Genomic DNA, 15,644 nt, shown 5'->3' with positions numbered 1-15,644 from the left:
CTGCTGGCAGCACCAGCCATGCCCGCCAGACCCGGCAGCACAACATTCACAGCAGCAGCCGTCACAGCAGCAACCACCAAGCCGAAACCCACACCCCCTTCCCGGCTGACTCGCCAAAACTGCGCAAGGCACGCGGGCCCCAGCGGCTCGCCGTGGAGTTCCGCGGACAGATCCAGAGTCAAAGAGCGCCATCACAGCAGGTCGGCCCACCGCAGGCGGTACCGGGCACGGGCGGCCCAGGCCAGTTTGTAAAGGTCGTCCGTGTGTGAGAGGTGCTCCAGGGCGGAGTTTCAGAACGACGTTGCGTGAACATTCGCACTCCTGAAGGCGCTGGTGCGAGATCACTCCCCGGCGTCGGATTGCACTTGAGCCTGTGGGTCTGCGGCAGGTTCCGTGGTTTCCGATGAAGGCAGTGCGGCCTTGGCCCGTACCATGTCCGCCCGAGCGTAGGTGAGGTATGCCACCGCCTTGATGACTGCAGCGGCGCCGGCTGCGACAGCCGAAGTAAGTCCAGCAACGGCCGCGATCATTTGCGCGGTCTCGGATGGGGAGAAGCCGAGAGGATGGGGCTCCCGAAACAGCGGCGAAGCGGCAAAGTAAGCGATTGCATAGCCAAGTAGCGCCACCACAAGCAGCAGCCTTATCTCGCTGCGCTGCCGTGCACGTTCGTTGCTGTACGCGTCCCCGGAGAGCCGTTTCTTACCTGGTGACGCAGGGCCGGCCCGTAGATTTCCTACGACGAGACCAGCAGCGCTCATCACAGCAACGGTGCCTGCCGCAACCGCCGACAGCACCCACAAGCGGTCAAAACCGAAGACCATTGCGACGAGCGCGAAAATGCACAGTGTGAGCAGCGCAGCGATCAGCTGGGCGGCCCAGCTGAATAGCAGCGGCTTCTCGTCCGGGGTGGCGCTGCGGTTGGGGCGTACCCCGCCCTCGCGGATGCCGCCTATGAGCCGCATCGGACTACCCACGGCGCCGCCGGACAGCAGCACAAGCAGCTTGAAGTGGTCGCCGTGGTTGAGCGGTACGCGCGGGATGCGCAGGGTGTCGCCGTCGTAGCCGAAGCTGCGGGCGTCGGTGAAGTGGGCCAACAGGTGGATGGTGTCGTCCGGCTGGATGACCGAGACACCGCGGATGGAGCGCTCGGTGAACACCGCGGTCAGGCCGTGGGCTTCGGGGCCGGTGTAGTCGTCGCGGTCGATGCTCTGGAAGCCGTCGTTCTCGATGCGGAGCAGGACGAGGGTGGTGTCGGGCATCTCGGGCGCCTCGCCGAACAGGCCCAGTCGTAGGTTGGCTCTGCCGAACCGTGCGTCGTCGCCGAGCGAGGTGTCCATCTGGATGCGGTAGCCGATCCGCTTGCGGCGCGGCACCCGGCGCTCGTACCAGACCATGACGGCCAAGACGAGGACGCCGACGACCACGGTCGTCGCAGCCACGATGTGCTTCACCCTCAAAGACTCCGATCGTGCCCCGACTCGCGCTCCTCATTCGGAGGCTGGCATCCATCAGTCTGGATCAGGCTGCCTTCGTTTCTCCAGGCCTCGCGGATGTCTGTCGTATCCGCCTCACCATGCCCAGGGATGCGGACCAGGTGGGCTTGCAAGGTGCCGGTGGTGGCCTTGGCGTGGAAGGCCCAGGCCAGAGCAGCGGCGGCCTGCAGAAAGTGCGCGGCCAGCCCCCTTTGTTGTTTGGTCTGTCCCAGCACTCACAAGGCGTTCCCCTCGCCGACGCAGTCGCCGAGTTCCTTAAGCTCGATCTTTAACGTTGTGGGTCGAATGCGGCCACGAACTTGATCACACGTGGTGGTGACTCCCGTACGTGCAGGCGGCCTTCGGTTGATCATGTGCTCCGACCAAGGACACACATGCTCAACACGAAGGCCGTGGGATGAGTCTGTTGCACAACGCTGCTCCGGCGGAGCCGTTCGCTGAACTGTCCGGCTTCCGGGGCGAGTTCTACTTGTGTCTGACCTCGCGTGCGGATGCCCTGTTCGCGTTGGCGGATGCGGTGTTGCGTGCGGACGGCCCGGTCAGGCCGCTGGTCGAGTTGTCGCTGGTGGGCGAGCATCGCCGTGGGCACGGCAGCCTGTACTCCGCTCTGGCTTCGGGTCGGATGGACGTGTCCCGGTTGCGGCGGGCCGTGACCGGGGTTCCTTGGTCGCGGGCGGCCGACGGCCCGCTGGCGCTGGCCGCCGACATCACCAGCTGGCTGCGGCCGGACGCGCATACCTCGCCTGAGCGGATCTTGTGTCACACCTACGGTCGTGGCAAAGACCAGCACATTCCCGTTCCGGACTCGCCGAACTCGGTGATCTGCGCACTGGAGACGGGCCGCAGCTCCTGGACCGCACCGCTGGACACGCTGCTGCCGGCTCCGGGCGACGACGGCGCCACGGTAACCGCGCGTCAGGTGCCCGAGCTCATCGAGCGGCTCATCAAGGCCGGACCATGGCGTCCGGGCGACCTGGACGTCCTCATCGTGGTCGACGCCGACTACGACACCCCTCGCCTGGCCTTCCTCCTCAAGGACCTGCCGTTGCAGGTGCCCAGACGGATACGCTCGGACCGCGTTCTGCGCCGGGCCGCCCTGCGGCGCGAGCCAGAACGGACCGGTCGTCTGCCCGCTGGTGGGTCCAACTCCGCTCAACTGCAGGTCGGTCAGGGGAGGAATCGGCGAACGGCGTTCACCAGGGCGTCGACGTCCTCCAGTGTCGTCGCGAAGGAGGTGACGAAGCGGACGACTCCCTGTTCCCAGCGGTCGTGGTAGAAGGCGTAGCCCTCGGACAGGAGTGCTTCGATGACGTGCTGGGGCAGGTGGCAGAAGACGATGTTGGCCTCGGCGATGCCGGGGAGGTGGACGCCCGGCAGGGCTTTGAGGCCTTCTTGGAGGCGCGCGGCCATGGCATTGGCGTGGGTGGCGTTGCGCAGCCACAGGCCGTCGGCGAGGTAGGCCTCGAGTTGGGCGGCGTGGAAGCGCATCTTGGAGGCGAGCTGGCCGGCGCGCTTGGCGCGGAAGGACAGTTCGGGGGTCAGGGAGCGGTCGAAGACAACGACGGCGTCGGTCGTCATCGTGCCGTTCTTGGTGGCCCCGAAGGACAGCAGGTCGACGCCGGCCTGCCAGGTCATCTCGGCAGGGGTGCAGCCGAGAGCGGCGACGGCACCGGCGAAGCGGGCACCGTCCATATGCAGGCGCAGGCCCGCCGACTTGGTGATGGACCCGAGGGTGTGGAGTTCGTCGAGGGTGTAGACGGCACCGGTCTCGGTGGCCTGGGTGATGCTCACCACGGACGGCTCGACGCTGTGGACGTCGCCCCGCTTGTGCCGGGCGGCTGCCCGCAGTGCGTCGGGGTCGATTTTGGCGTTGTCGCCGGGCAGCGGGACGAGCTTGGCGCCCGCGGTGTAGAACTCGGGAGCGCCGCACTCGTCGTGGTTGATGTGGCTGTCGCGGTGACACAGCACGCTGCCCCAGGGCGGGGTCAGGGCGGCCAGGCTCAGGGCGTTGGCCGCGGAGCCGGTGGAGACGGGCAGCACGTCGACGTCGCGTTCGAATATCTCGCGCAGGCGGCGCCGGACGCGGGCGGTGATGCTGTCCGCGCCGTAGGGCGCGGCCGGTCCGGCGGCGGCCCGGGCGACCGCTTCGATGATCTCGGGGGACGCTCCGGCGACGTTGTCGCTGGTGAAGGCGTGGGCGTAGGGAGTGGTCGTAGTCATGGGGCAGTCTGACTCTCAGTTGCTTGTGGTGGTCTTCGAAGGACGATGAGCGAGGCGATGACGACGGTGACGTCCGCCGGTTCACTCTCCGTGCGGTAGATCGGTGGGGCGTCGCCTGCGAAAGCGAGCAGGTCGCCCGCCGTCAGCTTGAGCGGGGCGCCGGTGGGTGCGGCGGTGAGCCGGCCGGTGGCGACGAGCAGGTGCTCCGCAGTGCCGGTCGCGTGGGGCGCGCCCGGCAGCTCGGTGTGGGCGAGCGTCCGCAGCCGCCGGATCTCCGGGCTGTGACCGCTGCTGATCCCGTACAGCGGTTCCCGGCCGACCTCGTCCTGGGCCAGGTCGGTGCCTGCAACAAACACGGGGCCGGGGTCGGTGTCGCGGGTCAGCAGGCCGGTGAGCGGGATCCTGAGCGCGTCGGGCGGATCGATCATCGGGTTGCCCTTGGCGGCCTCCAGCTGCGACAGCGTCGCCTTACTCGGGCCGGCGCGGTACGCCAGCTCGGAGCCGTCCATCCCGCGCTGCTCGCGGCGGCAGTGCTGCTCGTCGACCGCGCGGGCGGCGGGGTCATCAGCGGGGTACGTGAGCGGCGGCGTACGACACCTTGATACGGCCCCGCTTGACCTTCAGCGCAGGCAAGACGAGATCGTGCAGGTCTGCGAGGCTGCCTACGTGGGTGCCGCCACAGGGTGCGGAATGCAGGGAGCCCAGAGACACCACGCGCATTCCCGCACTGTCCACCTCCGCTGTCACCGGCAGGTTCTCAGCGATGGCCGCCGCGACCGCCTTGCGCAGTTCGGCAAGGACCTCCTCGCGTCCCTCGGGCTCGGCCAGCCGGGGGTCCGGCCGCGGCGCGGTGAACTCAATGCGGGCCTGGCCGGGGAAGTGGTTGTTCCCGGCCAGTTCCCACCCCTGGGCGCGGCCGGCGGCCTCGACCAGGTGCCCGGCGGTATGCAGGGCTGCGTGCGTCAGCCGCGTCTCCATGTCGATGCGGGCCCGCACGGGCTGACCGGCAGTGAACTCCGGCCACGCGGCGTCCCCGGATGCGGGGACGGCCACGATGAGCCCCGGCTGCTCGTCACGGACGGGGACGATCTCGACATCCTCCAGCCATCCGCGGTCGGCGGGCTGGCCGCCGCCCTGGGGGTGGAAGAGGCAGTTCTCCACGGCGGCCCAGGGGCGCCCATCGTGCTGGCCCACGGCGATGACCCGTGTGTCGGCCTGCCCCGCGTATGTGTCTTCGAGGTAGGTCTTGACCTGCATCACACTCTCCATACGACTAATCGATACGTTTACTAAAACGAACACCCATTTTGCCCAATTTGCACGATCCGGCCCGCCGCCGACCAGCGCGGTGACATGGCGTGAGCTGCCAGGACGGCGAAATGGAAAGGGGTCTCACCGACCCCGGCTCGCTCCGGTCGCCGAGGCGGCCGCGGAATCGACCGCCCTGCTCCGTGGGCCTGCCCACGCCAAGCGCGTCACGCACACAGCAGCACCACTCCGGCACCACGGCGATGAGGGCTCGACGGCCGCAGGAACGGATTCCGCCGGCCCGGAGCGCGCATCATCGGGCGGAAGCGCGTGGGCCGGACCCAGGGTCGGACTCTTCATGCCGTCCATGCTTCACGCGCTGAGTCGTTAGCACAAGCGACGATTGGTAAGCCGACGTTAGTGATGCTTACGATGGAGGCATGGTGCGAGAACTGGACGTCAACCGGCTGCGGGTCATGGTGGAGGTGGCGCACGCCAAGTCGATTGCCGAGGCGGCACGCACGCTCGCCTTCACGCCTTCGGCGCTCTCACAGCAGATCGCCAAGCTGGAGGCGGAGCTCGGTACCCGGTTGCTGGAACGCCGCCCGGGCGGCATCACCCTGACTCCGGTCGGCGTGGTCCTGGTGGAGCACGCCGAACGCGTGATCGGCGAGCTCCGGCAAACGCGCTCCGCAGTCGACGCCGCAATGGGAGCCCAGCCACAGCGCCTGGCCCTGGGCTCCTTCGCCACCGCAGCACAAACGCTGGTGCCAACCGCACTCGCAGAACTCCAACGCCGCTACCCGCGGGCCGAATTGTCACTCGTCGACATCGAACCGCCGGACGGCTACGGCCTGGTGACGTCAGGCGACCTCGATGTGCTGATCACCCACCGCTACCCCGGCGTGACGGCGACACCGCACCCGGGGCTGGACCGGGAGAAGCTGCTCAACGACCCGCTTCGGCTGGTGATTCCAGCCGGCCACCGGCTCGCCCGAGAAACGGAACCCCAGGGCATCGACCCCACTCAGCTCACGAGCGAAACGTGGATTTCAGGCGCACCCGGGATCCCGAACAGAATCTGCCTGGAAGCCCTGGCCCGCCAGGCCGGAATCGAGCCTCACATCGCCTATGAGTCCGCCGACTACCACGTCATTCTGGCGCTGATCGGCGCAGGACTGGGAATCGCTCTTGTCCCCGAGAGCGTGCTGGCCGACGTTGACCGCCGCCAGGTCGCGGTCCACAACCTGCGAGGGCATGCCCCTGCACGCGAGATCAGCCTTGTCTACCGTCGCAGGCCGACCGCACTCGCCGGGGAGCTGACCGCGTTCCTGCACACTGCCGCGAGCACCGTCAGCCACAGAGGCCGGCCCGCACTGCCGTAAACCGGCGCAGCTGTCCGAGGCCGCCGATCAGTGGGCCCACGCCGATCGCGATCGCGACCTCCTCTACCGGGGCAGTCGACTCGCCATCGCCCAGGACTGGGCCGACCGCCACCCGTGGACAGCAGGATCGCTGGTGAGGGACTTCCCGGATGCCTCCCAGAAGCGGGAAGTCGACGAACAGCGCCGCGAAAAACGCCGCGTACGACGGCTCCGCCTCGCCGTCATCGCCCTTTCCACACTGCTTGCCATCACGATGACTGCCTCCTACCTCGCCATCACCATGCGGGAACGCACTATCGAAAAACAAACCGAGGCGAAAGCGAGGAAACTCGAGGTGGAAATCGCCTCGGAAATGGCAAATGCAGACGTCTGGTGCTCGGCAAGCGGCGATTGCGCGGTGATCGGAGGCCCTCCCGACCAGAGCGATGTGCAATTGCCAGAGGACCACTGAACTCCCACCGCCATAAACTCCCGGCTCGACACGAGCCGGTCCGGCTGTCAGTTGCCGTCGGCGATACCGATCGCCAGTATCCGGTCGGCGTCGGCCGCGGCGGGAACAGCGCAAAGCAGCGCTTGCTGGATGGCGTGCGCGGCGTTGACGAAGGCCTCGGCGCGCTCGCCGGTGCTGACGGCTTCCCGGTATCCGGTGAGCTGCGCCAGTCGGTGAGGGTTCGTTCCGTAGTCGGTGTCGGGGTAGAGCGGGTCGAAGGAGGAGAGGAGGTCCCCGTTTTCGGCGTAGGCGATCCAGGACGATCCCGACTCGCTCTCGCGTAGGGACAGGGCCGCCGTGCCATGGGAGATCGCGGCAAGGATCTCATCGGCAGCCAGGTAGGTGCTCTCCGGCTCGATGACGAAGGACCAGCCACCGTACGTGCCGGCGCGCAGCAGCGTGCTGCCTGCTGCGAGAAGTCCGGCCTCCTCGAGAGCGTCGGCATCCAGGTCGGGCAGGTCGTCCTCGGTGAGGTCTTCGCCGAGCATCGTGATGGTCTCGGCTTCGGCCCGGCTCAGGGCGATCGGCTGGGCGGGGGCGCCGGCCGCGCGGGTGAGGAGCTCGACGGGGGAAACATCCTTGGCGAAGATCGTGCAGTACCCGAACTGGTACAGCCGCATGTTCGGGAGGGTCTCGGTGCTCATCATGGCCTCGGCGAAGGGTCCGTGGGCTGCTTGCCGGCTGCCCGGCCACAAGGGCCGGGCAGCAGTGGTTGTGTGCGGCAGATACTGCTTGCTCCCGGCGTCGACCCAGTATGCGTCTCCGCCCAGCAGACGCCACCGCTTGGTCTCGCGTCCCAGCTCGCCACCGACACCCTCGTTCCGGCCCTTGGGCATACTGGCGCGGGCACACACCGCTTTCGCAGGGGGCATCTTGCCCTCGTTGAGACCGGGCCAGGTCAGTGACAGGTACTGCTTGCCTCCGATGGCCTGGGAGACCACCCAGCACTGCTGACAGGTCCTGCCCAAGGCGACGCCATACCGGGCGCCGCACACCTTGCACTCGGCAAACCGCAACTCATCGCACTGCGCCGGCTCGGGGGTGCCCGCGCCCACCGTGCCGGTCGTCGTCTTGGACGTCAGGTTGTCGTCCAGGTCGTAGCCGTACCCCGTGGAGGCGATCGTCGTGGCGCCGTCGGGTGTGGTGGCGGTGTCGCTCTTGAGGCGGCCGAAGTCGTCGTAGGCGTAGGTGCGTTTGGCTGTGGCGGTGTAGGACGTGGCGCCGTCGGGCTTGGTGGCGTACTGCTCCAGACGCGGGCGTCCCGTCTTCCCTCATGCAGATTTCGCCGAATTCGCCCCCTGCTTCCCTCGGACGGTAGCCGAAGGAACCAGGAAGGGCCGTGAGATCTGCGACCGGCTGCCGGGGCGGACAGCCCGAGTAGCCCTGCCCTGGCAGATGCGGTCGAGCAGGGTGTGGTGACAGGCAGGCAGGTCGCCGTCGGGAACGGGAGCTGGCCTGCCTGTGAGTGGGTGCGGCAGCGAGGTGAAGCAAACGATCACGGCTTCAGCGCCACGGCTCCCAGCTGGGGCACGACCGTGGGCACTTCGCCGGGCTCCGGCCGCCACAGCGAGCAGGACACGAGCCCGGGCTCCAGGAACGTGAGCCCGTCGAAATACTGGGCGACTTCCTCGCCGCTGCGGGCGGTGACCGGCGGTTTGGCGTTGGCGTTCCAGAAATCCATCGCCTCAAGCTGGAGGTCGCCGCCGAGTTCGGGCTCCGTGGTGGGATGGGTCAGTACGAGGAAGCTGCCGGGGGACAGTGCCTCCACGAGCCGACGGGCGATGCCCCGCGCCTCGTCAGCGTCAAGGATGAAGTTGAGGATGCCGAGCAGCATGAGTGCGGTGGGCTTGGTGAAGTCGAGTGTCCGTCCGGCGATGCGCAGAATGGTGTCCGGGTCGTGCACATCGGCGTCGATGTAGTCGGTTGCGCCTTCCGGGGTACTGGTCAGCAGGGCGCGGGCGTGCGCGAGCACGATGGGGTCGTTGTCGACGTACACGATCTGCGACTCGGGGGCGATCCGCTGGGCGATCTCGTGAGTGTTCTCCAGGGCCGGCAGGCCGGTGCCGATGTCGAGGAACTGACGGATGCCGTGCTCCTCTGCCAGGCAGCGCACGGCGCGGCCGAGGAACTCCCGGTCGGCTCGCGCGATGTCGCGGATGACGGGGATCATTCCGGCAACGTGATCGCCCACCTGCTGGTCGACCTGGTAGTTGTCCTTGCCTCCCTGCCAGTAGTTCCACACGCGAGCGTTGTGCGCCGTCCCCGTATCAAGTCGCTGCACTGCGGCGTTGGCACTCTGGTTCTCGCTCACGTCTTCCTCTCCTCGCACGCCCAAAGACCGCATGAAATCAGGCACTTGCGGTCACTGCTGCACTACGGCACATCGGTGGGCGTCATTCTGCCGCACACCGCCGTCGTCGCGTCCCGGAAAGACGGCAGACCCGATCCGCTGATGACCCACATGCTCAAGGCCCTCGCCAACGCTCCGCGGCCCAGGCCCGCGCGCCAGGCCGGCGGCGGGATCGCGAGCACCGGAAGGACCCCTTGTGACCCAGCACGACTCGGTCCGCGCGATGGTGTTCTCTGCTGAGTCGCGGGGGACGGCCGTCGCCAAGATCATGACGGAGGGCCATGGCTGTGCTTGGTGGCCTTGGTCCGGGAAGCAGGACCTGAAAAACCCCATTCCCACTGGTCAGAGGCACTCTTCAGTCAGCCCGTCACCGACCGGACAGCCCAATTCATGAAAGCGCCAGGCTAAGTGCCCGCTTCTGAAGTCACTGAAGTGATCTCTTCGCGGGCCTGGCCCGGTGGGGTGGCCGATGGTGACGGCCGGTCGGCGGTCCGGTACTGCCCGGCTTGTGGTGAACGGCTGCGGCTGGACGCCGGCCCACGGGCACGGTTTTGCTGGGCGGTCTGTAGCTCCAGGCAGTGGCACCACGTCCGTCGGGTGCGGGCCAGGGTGACGGCCTTGAGGAAGGCGTACGACGCTGCGGGGTGTCCATCGTGTGGGACGCGGTGGACGCCCGGGGTGGAGCATCCGGCGGGCACCGGTAGTTCTTTGACTGCTCGGCCACCGTGTGGTCGCGGGTGGGCACCAAAGTGCCGTCCACGATCAGCACAGCCCCTTTCCGGAACCGCCTGTAGGGCCTGTTGCGACCATGAGTACTGGGGCTGTACTGCCTCATGGCGTCGGTAGTGCTCCTGTTGCCCGTAGGACTTCAGCGGTGGCGAGGTGAGCTCCGCCATCCGCCCACTCCAGCGGAGTCCTGCCTGTGCCATGGTCTTCGCGGAGGTTGGGATCGGCTCCATACGCCAACAGCCGGCGGACCGTTTCCGTGTGTCCCCAGCACGAGGCTGCGCACAGTGGTGTGCCCTCCGAGCCCGGACCGGCGCTTTCCGTGTCGGGGGAAGCGCCCGCTTCCAACAGTAGGCGGGCTATTTCGGCTTCGCCCTGCACGGATGCCAGATACAGGGGTGTCGTGCCGCCGCTCTTCCCTCTTTCCGGACATGCTCCACGGCGCAAAAGGGCCTTCACGGTCCTGGCGTCACCTGTCTGGACGGCCTCGAAGAGGCTGCGGGAGAGCTTCTTCTGGCGGCGCTGCTTCATAGCCGGCGAGGCTAGCGATCATGGACGCGCCGGTGCCACTCATATCCACTCATTAATCACCGCGATCAGCACCGTGGCCTGGTAGCGGCTTGCGCTGCTCCCAGCCGTCCGCCCAGAGGCTGAAACGGGCCTGCTGCTGCGGGAACTCCGCCGCCGCGTCCGCGTCGAACCCGACCCCGAGACCGGGCTCCTCGGACAGGTGGAAGTACCCGTCCACGACCTCCGGCGCGCCCTTGACGACCTTCTTGATCTCGGCGTCCGCGAAGTCGTTGAAGTGCTCCAGGATCTTGAAGTTCGGGGAGGTGAACCCGACCTGGAGGGAGGCGGCGGTCAGCTTCCTGGTCTCCCAGATACCGCCGATACGGCCGACGTCCGGGTGACGGCTTCACTTCCCCGCGGTTGGACTGGCGTTTCGCACGGCAGGGTGCGCCGGCGTGCAGGTGAGCCTGAAGTCCCGGAAGCAGGCGGTGAACTCCGCGTCGACGAGGTCGATCGCGTGGATGCCGGCCATGGCGCCGGTGAACCGGAGCCTCGTACCGTGGTCGTCGGAGAGTTTGCCGAAGTCCAGTGGCGCTCCCACCGGCGTACGCACTCCGTGCCGCAGGTACCAGAACTGGGCCTTGGCCTCTTCGACCGTCACACCCAGCGTCACCGGTGCGTCGGCGGCGATGTCCACCACGGCGACCTGGCGGGTGTCCGTGTCGTCGCGTTCCACCAGTCGCAGCACGCGCCGGCCGCCGTCCTGCCATTGCTGCCCGCGCTGTTCCTCACCGTCCTTCTCGGCCCAGGTGAGATCGAGGGTCAGGTACGCCTGCGCGTCGTACCGCAGGACCAGGCCGGCGGCCTGTGTGAAGGTGCTCGGCCGGGCTTCGACGGTGACCTCGGCCTCGGCCCGGTGCTCGGTGATGCGCTGGGCCAGCAGGCTGTACGCCCAGCGTGACTCGGGACCTTGCCGGCCGCGCAGCCGGATCCAGCCGGGCCGGGCGGTGGTGTCGGCCCAGGAGGGATCGGGGGCAGCGCGCAGGGTGCTCCAGGGCCAGCCCAGTCCCTCGCGTACCTGCGCTGTCGGTGCCTGTGCTCGCGTCGGCACGGCGACCTCGACCGCAGGATGGTGTCCCCCCTGGGCCAGCCTGGGCCAGCCCTCCTCGTCCCAGGTCACGGACTGGATCGCGGTCTCCCGGCCGAGAGTGCAGCGTGGGCCGGAAGGGGTGTGGAGCGGACGGGCGGTGAGATGGCTCAGGACCCAGTCGCCCTCGGCGGTCCGGACCAGTTCTCCGTGACCGGCTTTCTGCAGGGGCAGCGAGGGGTCGTCGCGCGAGGTGAGCAGCGGGCGGTCGTCGAGTTCGTACGGGCCGGTGAGCGTGCGGCCGCGTGCCACCCGCACTCCGTGCTCGAACCCGGTCCCGCCCTCCGCGAGGAGGAGGAAGTACCAGCCGTCGTGGTGCAGGAGCTTGGGTCCCTCGATGAGCCGGTCGTGCTGCAGGAGAAGGTGCGTGCCTCCGGTCGGTCTCAGCGTGTGCCGGTCCAGTTCCGTCAGGACGATACCCGCGAAACGTCTGCCGCCGGGGCGGTGGTCGTTCTGCAGGTTGAGCAGCCACAGCCGGCCCTCGTGGTGGAAGAGCGCGGGGTCGAAGCCGTGGCTCGCGATCCGGCGCGCGGGTGTCCACCTGCCCGTCACATCGGTTGCCGTGCTGACGTAGGTGTCCGTGTCGAAGTAGGGCGTACCCACCGAGCGGACGATCGCGTACACCACCCAGAATCGCTCGCCGTCCCAGCTCAGCGAAGGGGCCCAGATGCCGCCCGAGTCGGGGATCCCGGCCAGCGAGTCGCCGGGGGCTGCGCCGCGGACATGACCCGCGTACTCCCAGTGGGCAAGGTCGACGGAGCTGTGGATGGGGATGGTCGGGAACCACTCGAAGGAACTGGTCGCCACGTAGTAGCGGTCCCCCACCCTGGCCAGGGACGGGTCGGGGGCGAAACCCCGGATCACCGGGTTGCGGAGCAGGGTCATTTCAGCGCGCCCAGGGTGACGCCCGTGCGCCAGTAGCGGCGCATCGCCACCATCATGATCGCCATCGGGACGATGGAGAGCAGGGCGCCGGTCAGGACCAGGCTGGTCAGGTCGACGCCGGATTCCAGGCGCTTGCCGGACCAGTTGTACAGGCCCAGGTTGAGGGTCCAGTTCTGCTCGCCGCGCAGGACGGTGAGGGGGAGGAAGAAGGCGTTCCAGGTGTTGACGAAGGCCAGCAGGAAGACCGTCGCACCGCCCGTCGTCATCATGCGCAGGACGATCGAGAAGAAGATGCGCAGCTCGCCGGCGCCGTCGATGCGGGCCGCTTCGAGGAGTTCGTACGGGACCGTCGCCTCGGTGTACACCTTCGCCAGGTAGACGCTGAACGGGTTGATCAGGCAGGGGATCAGCATCGCCCAGGGGGTGTCCACCAGGCCGATCTTCGAGAAGAGCAGGTACAGCGGAAGGGTGAGCAGGGCGATCGGGACCAGGAACGACGCGACCACGCACGCGAACACCAGGTTGCGGCCCGGGAACTGGAACCGCGCGAGGCCGTAGCCCGTCGCGAGGGCCAGGAGGGTGCCGCCGAGGGAACCGACGCCCGCGTAGAGCAGCGAGTTGGCGGTCCAGCGCAGGAAGATGCCGTTCTCGTAGGTGAACAGCTGGTGCAGGTTGGCCCACAGGTGCCAGCCGGAGAACCACAGGCCGTTGGACTGGTACAGGCTCGTGCGGTCCTTGGTGGAGGCGACGATCAGCCACCACACCGGGAACAGGCTGTACACGCTGGCCAGGGACAGGCCCACGAGGAGGAAGCGCTGGCCGCCCCGTGAACGGGACACCGGATCAGGCCGGGTGAGGCGCCGCACGTGAACCACCTCAGGGGTCTCTTCGGTCAGGGTCATCAGTCGGCCTCCTTCGCGGTCAGCCGGTAGAAGAGGAAGGAGGCGAGGCCCAGGATCAGGGCGAGCAGGACGGACAGGGCCGCGGCGTAGTGGTAGTTGCCGGCGTTGAACGCCTGGTTATAGATGATCATGATGGGGGTGAAGCTGTCGTCCACCGTCTGGGGGGTCACGTTCCGGAACAGGGCGGGCTCGTTGAAGATCTGGAGCATCTGGATGATCGACAGCATGCCGGTGAGCACCAGTGCCCCGCGGACGTAGGGGATCTTGATACTGAGCGCGATCCGCCGTTCGGAGGCCCCGTCGAGGCGGGCGGCCTCGAACAGCTCGCGCGGGACGCCCTGGAGCGCGGAGTAGATGATCACCATGTTGTAGCCGACTCCGTGCCAGGTGAGCAGGTTGCCGATCGAGGGCCACACCATGGACGGGGCGAAGAAGTTCCAGTCGAAGCCGAAGACCTTGCCCAGCGGGGTCAGCGGGCCGACGTCCGGGCTGTACAGGTTGATCCAGACGAGGGCGGCGACAACTCCGGGGATCATGTACGGCACCAGCAGCAGGATGCGGAAGCGGCTTGCCGCCTTCGAGGCGAGCACGTCCAGGAACAGGGCCAGGGCCAGGCTGATCAGCAGCATCAGCGGGATCTGGACGCAGGCGAACAGCACCACCCGCAGGACCGATCCCATGAACGCCGAGTCGGTCAGGCCCTGCCGGTAGTTGTCCAGTCCCGAGAAGGTGTCGGTGGTGCCGCCGAGGCCGAGTCCGGAGGACTGCGACCGGTAGAGCGACTGGTAGACCGCGTATCCGATCGGGAGCAGGTAGAGGAAGACGAAGCCGAGCTGGAAGGGCACCGTGAACGCGGCACCCTTCCAGCGCAGTGAGCGAATCATCAGTGGTGGTCCTTGTCCGTGGCCGCTAGCCCTCGACGCTGATGCCGCGGGACTTGAGGTCGTTGACCGTCCACTCCTGCATGTGCGCGAGCAGATCGGTGACCGTCTCCTGCTTGCCGACCACCTTGCCCCAGCCCGCCTGCAGCTCGGTGAACATCGCCGTCCAGTCCGGGCCGAAGGCCCAGTCGGTGGTGACCGTGTTCAGGCTGTCGGTCACGGTCTTCTGAGCCGACTGGTAGTTCTTGCCGAGGAGCTTCTCGGAGATCGCCCCGGCGACGTAGGACTGGCTGTCCGCGAGGGCGGGCATCACGCCGTTGCCGGTGGTGGGGTCGGCCATGGTCTTGACCGCGCCGGTGTCGGTCGACATCCACAGCGCGGCCTCGGCGGCCTGCTTGACGTTCTTGCACTGCTTGGTGACCAGGGTGACGCTGCCGGTGAGGTTGGTGCCGGCCGGGGTCTTGGCCGCCTCACCCGTGTAGGTCGGCCAGGGGGACAGCGCCCACTTGCCGAAGGACTTCGTGAAGTTGTTGACCATGCCGGCCATCTGCCAGGTGGAGATCTGCCGGGTCGCCGTGCCGCCGTTGTCGAAGTTGCGCTGCACGGCCGCGTAGTCGGCGAACGACAGCTTCGAGTTCAGGTCGTTGTCGATGATCTCCTGGATCACCTTGGCCGCCTTCAGGCTGCCCGCGTCCTGGAAGTTCACCTTCCAGGAGTTCCCGTCGATCGCGTACCAGTGGGCGCCGGCCTGCATCGCCAGCACCTCCAGGGTGCTGGGGTCCTCGCCGGCGTAGTTGGTGATCTTGATGCCGTGCTTCTTGAGGACCTTGCCAGCGGCGATGAAGTCGTCCCAGGTCGACGGGGGGTTGATGCCGTACTTCTGGAAGATGTCGGTGCGGTAGATCGTGAACTGCGGTGCCGAGCTGGTGGGGACGCCGTAGCTCTTGCCCTGCACCTGGGCGCTCGCCCAGGCGCCGGCGTTGAACTTGTCCTTGCTGGAGTCGACGTACTGGCTGATGTCGGCGAGCGCGCCCTGGGCGACCCAGCTCGTGACGTACTCGGCGGTGTTCTGCAGCAGACAGGGGGCGTTGCCCGCCTTCACGGCGTTGGCCAGCTGCTTCTGCATGGTCAGCTGGTCGGTGACCTTCGTGTACTTCAGCTGGATGTCCTTGTGCGAGGCGTTGAACGCCTTGACGACCGTCTCCTGGCCGTTGGCCCATCCCCAGAAGGGCAGGGTGACCGGACCGGAGGACTTGGTGTCGTTGCCGGAGCCCGACGTGCCACAGGCGGTGAGCAGACCCGTCAGCGCGAGGCCGGCGACGGTGAGGTGCAGGACTCTTCCACGAGGGGTGGTGGACTTCATTGGCCTTGATCCTTTGGGCTGGAGTGCGCGAGCGGAGAAGGGAG

At 67.7% G+C, this 15,644-nt stretch carries 13 protein-coding genes and 4 pseudogenes; 3 read left to right on the top strand and 14 right to left on the bottom strand.

All coding sequences use genetic code 11. The features are described 5' to 3' along the window. Positions 1-815: 815 nt before the first annotated feature. Both ACGFZS_RS22080 and ACGFZS_RS22075 read right to left on the bottom strand, forming a co-directional pair. Positions 816-1,457, bottom strand: a pseudogene (locus ACGFZS_RS22080) (phosphate ABC transporter substrate-binding protein); the annotation flags it as partial. Beyond that, positions 1,454-1,708, bottom strand: coding sequence for a hypothetical protein (locus tag ACGFZS_RS22075; RefSeq protein WP_393796563.1), 255 nt, complete (start codon positions 1,706-1,708; stop codon positions 1,454-1,456). The gene ACGFZS_RS22075 and the pseudogene ACGFZS_RS22080, both read right to left, overlap by 4 nt. 182 nt (positions 1,709-1,890) lie before the next feature. Between ACGFZS_RS22075 and ACGFZS_RS22070 the strand changes: the two are divergent. Then, positions 1,891-2,634: pseudogene (locus ACGFZS_RS22070) on the top strand (transposase); the annotation flags it as partial. Positions 2,635-2,660: 26 nt separating this feature from the next. Here ACGFZS_RS22070 and ACGFZS_RS22065 read toward each other — a convergent pair. From ACGFZS_RS22065 to ACGFZS_RS22055, 3 genes are read right to left on the bottom strand one after another with little or no spacing between them, the layout of a single operon-like run. Further along, positions 2,661-3,713 (bottom strand): threonine aldolase family protein, encoded by a 1,053-nt coding sequence (locus tag ACGFZS_RS22065; protein WP_393796562.1) that lies wholly within the window; start codon positions 3,711-3,713, stop codon positions 2,661-2,663. Further along, positions 3,710-4,222 carry a transcriptional regulator gene (locus ACGFZS_RS22060; protein ID WP_393796561.1) on the bottom strand — a complete coding sequence of 171 codons (513 nt, stop codon included), beginning with the start codon at positions 4,220-4,222 and terminating at the stop codon, positions 3,710-3,712. Before ACGFZS_RS22060 ends, ACGFZS_RS22065 begins: the two co-directional genes overlap by 4 nt. Positions 4,223-4,277: 55 nt before the next feature. Continuing rightward, positions 4,278-4,970, bottom strand: coding sequence for a metal-dependent hydrolase (locus tag ACGFZS_RS22055; protein WP_393796560.1), 693 nt, complete (start codon positions 4,968-4,970; stop codon positions 4,278-4,280). A gap of 431 nt (positions 4,971-5,401) precedes the next feature. Here ACGFZS_RS22055 and ACGFZS_RS22050 point away from each other — a divergent pair, with 431 nt between their 5' ends. Beyond that, entirely contained in the window at positions 5,402-6,346 is a 945-nt protein-coding gene (locus tag ACGFZS_RS22050; protein WP_393796559.1) for a LysR family transcriptional regulator, read from the top strand. 133 nt (positions 6,347-6,479) lie between these two features. Beyond that, positions 6,480-6,797, top strand: coding sequence for a hypothetical protein (locus ACGFZS_RS22045; protein WP_393796558.1), 318 nt, complete (start codon positions 6,480-6,482; stop codon positions 6,795-6,797). A gap of 47 nt (positions 6,798-6,844) precedes the next feature. Here the strand turns inward: ACGFZS_RS22045 and ACGFZS_RS22040 are convergent, their stop codons facing one another. The 9 genes and pseudogenes from ACGFZS_RS22040 to ACGFZS_RS22000 form a co-directional block, all read right to left on the bottom strand. After that, positions 6,845-7,891 (bottom strand): DUF6461 domain-containing protein, encoded by a 1,047-nt coding sequence (locus ACGFZS_RS22040; protein WP_393796557.1) that lies wholly within the window; start codon positions 7,889-7,891, stop codon positions 6,845-6,847. Positions 7,892-8,331: 440 nt separating this feature from the next. Then, positions 8,332-9,147 carry an SAM-dependent methyltransferase gene (locus tag ACGFZS_RS22035; protein ID WP_393796556.1) on the bottom strand — a complete coding sequence of 272 codons (816 nt, stop codon included), beginning with the start codon at positions 9,145-9,147 and terminating at the stop codon, positions 8,332-8,334. A gap of 736 nt (positions 9,148-9,883) precedes the next feature. Beyond that, positions 9,884-9,985, bottom strand: a pseudogene (locus tag ACGFZS_RS22030) (IS5/IS1182 family transposase); the annotation flags it as partial. A 32-nt stretch (positions 9,986-10,017) separates the two neighbouring features. Continuing rightward, positions 10,018-10,443 carry an ankyrin repeat domain-containing protein gene (locus ACGFZS_RS22025; RefSeq protein WP_393796555.1) on the bottom strand — a complete coding sequence of 142 codons (426 nt, stop codon included), beginning with the start codon at positions 10,441-10,443 and terminating at the stop codon, positions 10,018-10,020. 52 nt (positions 10,444-10,495) lie between these two features. Then, positions 10,496-10,819 (bottom strand): annotated as a pseudogene (locus ACGFZS_RS22020) (enolase C-terminal domain-like protein); the annotation flags it as partial. 9 nt (positions 10,820-10,828) lie between these two features. Further along, complete coding sequence (locus ACGFZS_RS22015; RefSeq protein ID WP_393796554.1) at positions 10,829-12,454, bottom strand: family 43 glycosylhydrolase; 1,626 nt, start codon at positions 12,452-12,454, stop codon at positions 10,829-10,831. After that, positions 12,451-13,356 (bottom strand): carbohydrate ABC transporter permease, encoded by a 906-nt coding sequence (locus ACGFZS_RS22010; RefSeq protein WP_393796553.1) that lies wholly within the window; start codon positions 13,354-13,356, stop codon positions 12,451-12,453. Before ACGFZS_RS22010 ends, ACGFZS_RS22015 begins: the two co-directional genes overlap by 4 nt. Next, a complete protein-coding gene (locus tag ACGFZS_RS22005; RefSeq protein ID WP_393796552.1) occupies positions 13,356-14,240 on the bottom strand; it encodes a carbohydrate ABC transporter permease in 885 nt (294 codons plus the stop codon). The genes ACGFZS_RS22010 and ACGFZS_RS22005 overlap by 1 nt, the downstream gene beginning before the upstream one ends. Positions 14,241-14,265: 25 nt before the next feature. Beyond that, the gene (locus ACGFZS_RS22000) at positions 14,266-15,600 is read right to left on the bottom strand and encodes an ABC transporter substrate-binding protein (protein ID WP_393796551.1); all 1,335 of its coding nucleotides are present in this window, start codon (positions 15,598-15,600) and stop codon (positions 14,266-14,268) included. Positions 15,601-15,644: the final 44 nt, after the last annotated feature.

It is taken from the genome of Streptomyces sp. NPDC048288 (assembly GCF_043201555.1).
Lineage (GTDB): Bacteria > Actinomycetota > Actinomycetes > Streptomycetales > Streptomycetaceae > Streptomyces.
This window is presented reverse-complemented; position numbering and strand designations above follow the sequence as displayed.

What these genes read in the sequence shown, in the direction of transcription:
- ACGFZS_RS22025 (WP_393796555.1), bottom strand. Translation starts at nt 10,443, where the DNA reads ATGAAGCAGCGCCGCCAGAAGAAGCTCTCCCGCAGCCTCTTCGAGGCC.
- ACGFZS_RS22050 (WP_393796559.1), top strand. Translation starts at nt 5,402, where the DNA reads ATGGTGCGAGAACTGGACGTCAACCGGCTGCGGGTCATGGTGGAGGTG.
- ACGFZS_RS22055 (WP_393796560.1), bottom strand. Translation starts at nt 4,970, where the DNA reads ATGCAGGTCAAGACCTACCTCGAAGACACATACGCGGGGCAGGCCGAC.
- ACGFZS_RS22005 (WP_393796552.1), bottom strand. Translation starts at nt 14,240, where the DNA reads ATGATTCGCTCACTGCGCTGGAAGGGTGCCGCGTTCACGGTGCCCTTC.
- ACGFZS_RS22010 (WP_393796553.1), bottom strand. Translation starts at nt 13,356, where the DNA reads ATGACCCTGACCGAAGAGACCCCTGAGGTGGTTCACGTGCGGCGCCTC.
- ACGFZS_RS22000 (WP_393796551.1), bottom strand. Translation starts at nt 15,600, where the DNA reads ATGAAGTCCACCACCCCTCGTGGAAGAGTCCTGCACCTCACCGTCGCC.
- ACGFZS_RS22065 (WP_393796562.1), bottom strand. Translation starts at nt 3,713, where the DNA reads ATGACTACGACCACTCCCTACGCCCACGCCTTCACCAGCGACAACGTC.
- ACGFZS_RS22015 (WP_393796554.1), bottom strand. Translation starts at nt 12,454, where the DNA reads ATGACCCTGCTCCGCAACCCGGTGATCCGGGGTTTCGCCCCCGACCCG.
- ACGFZS_RS22060 (WP_393796561.1), bottom strand. Translation starts at nt 4,222, where the DNA reads ATGGACGGCTCCGAGCTGGCGTACCGCGCCGGCCCGAGTAAGGCGACG.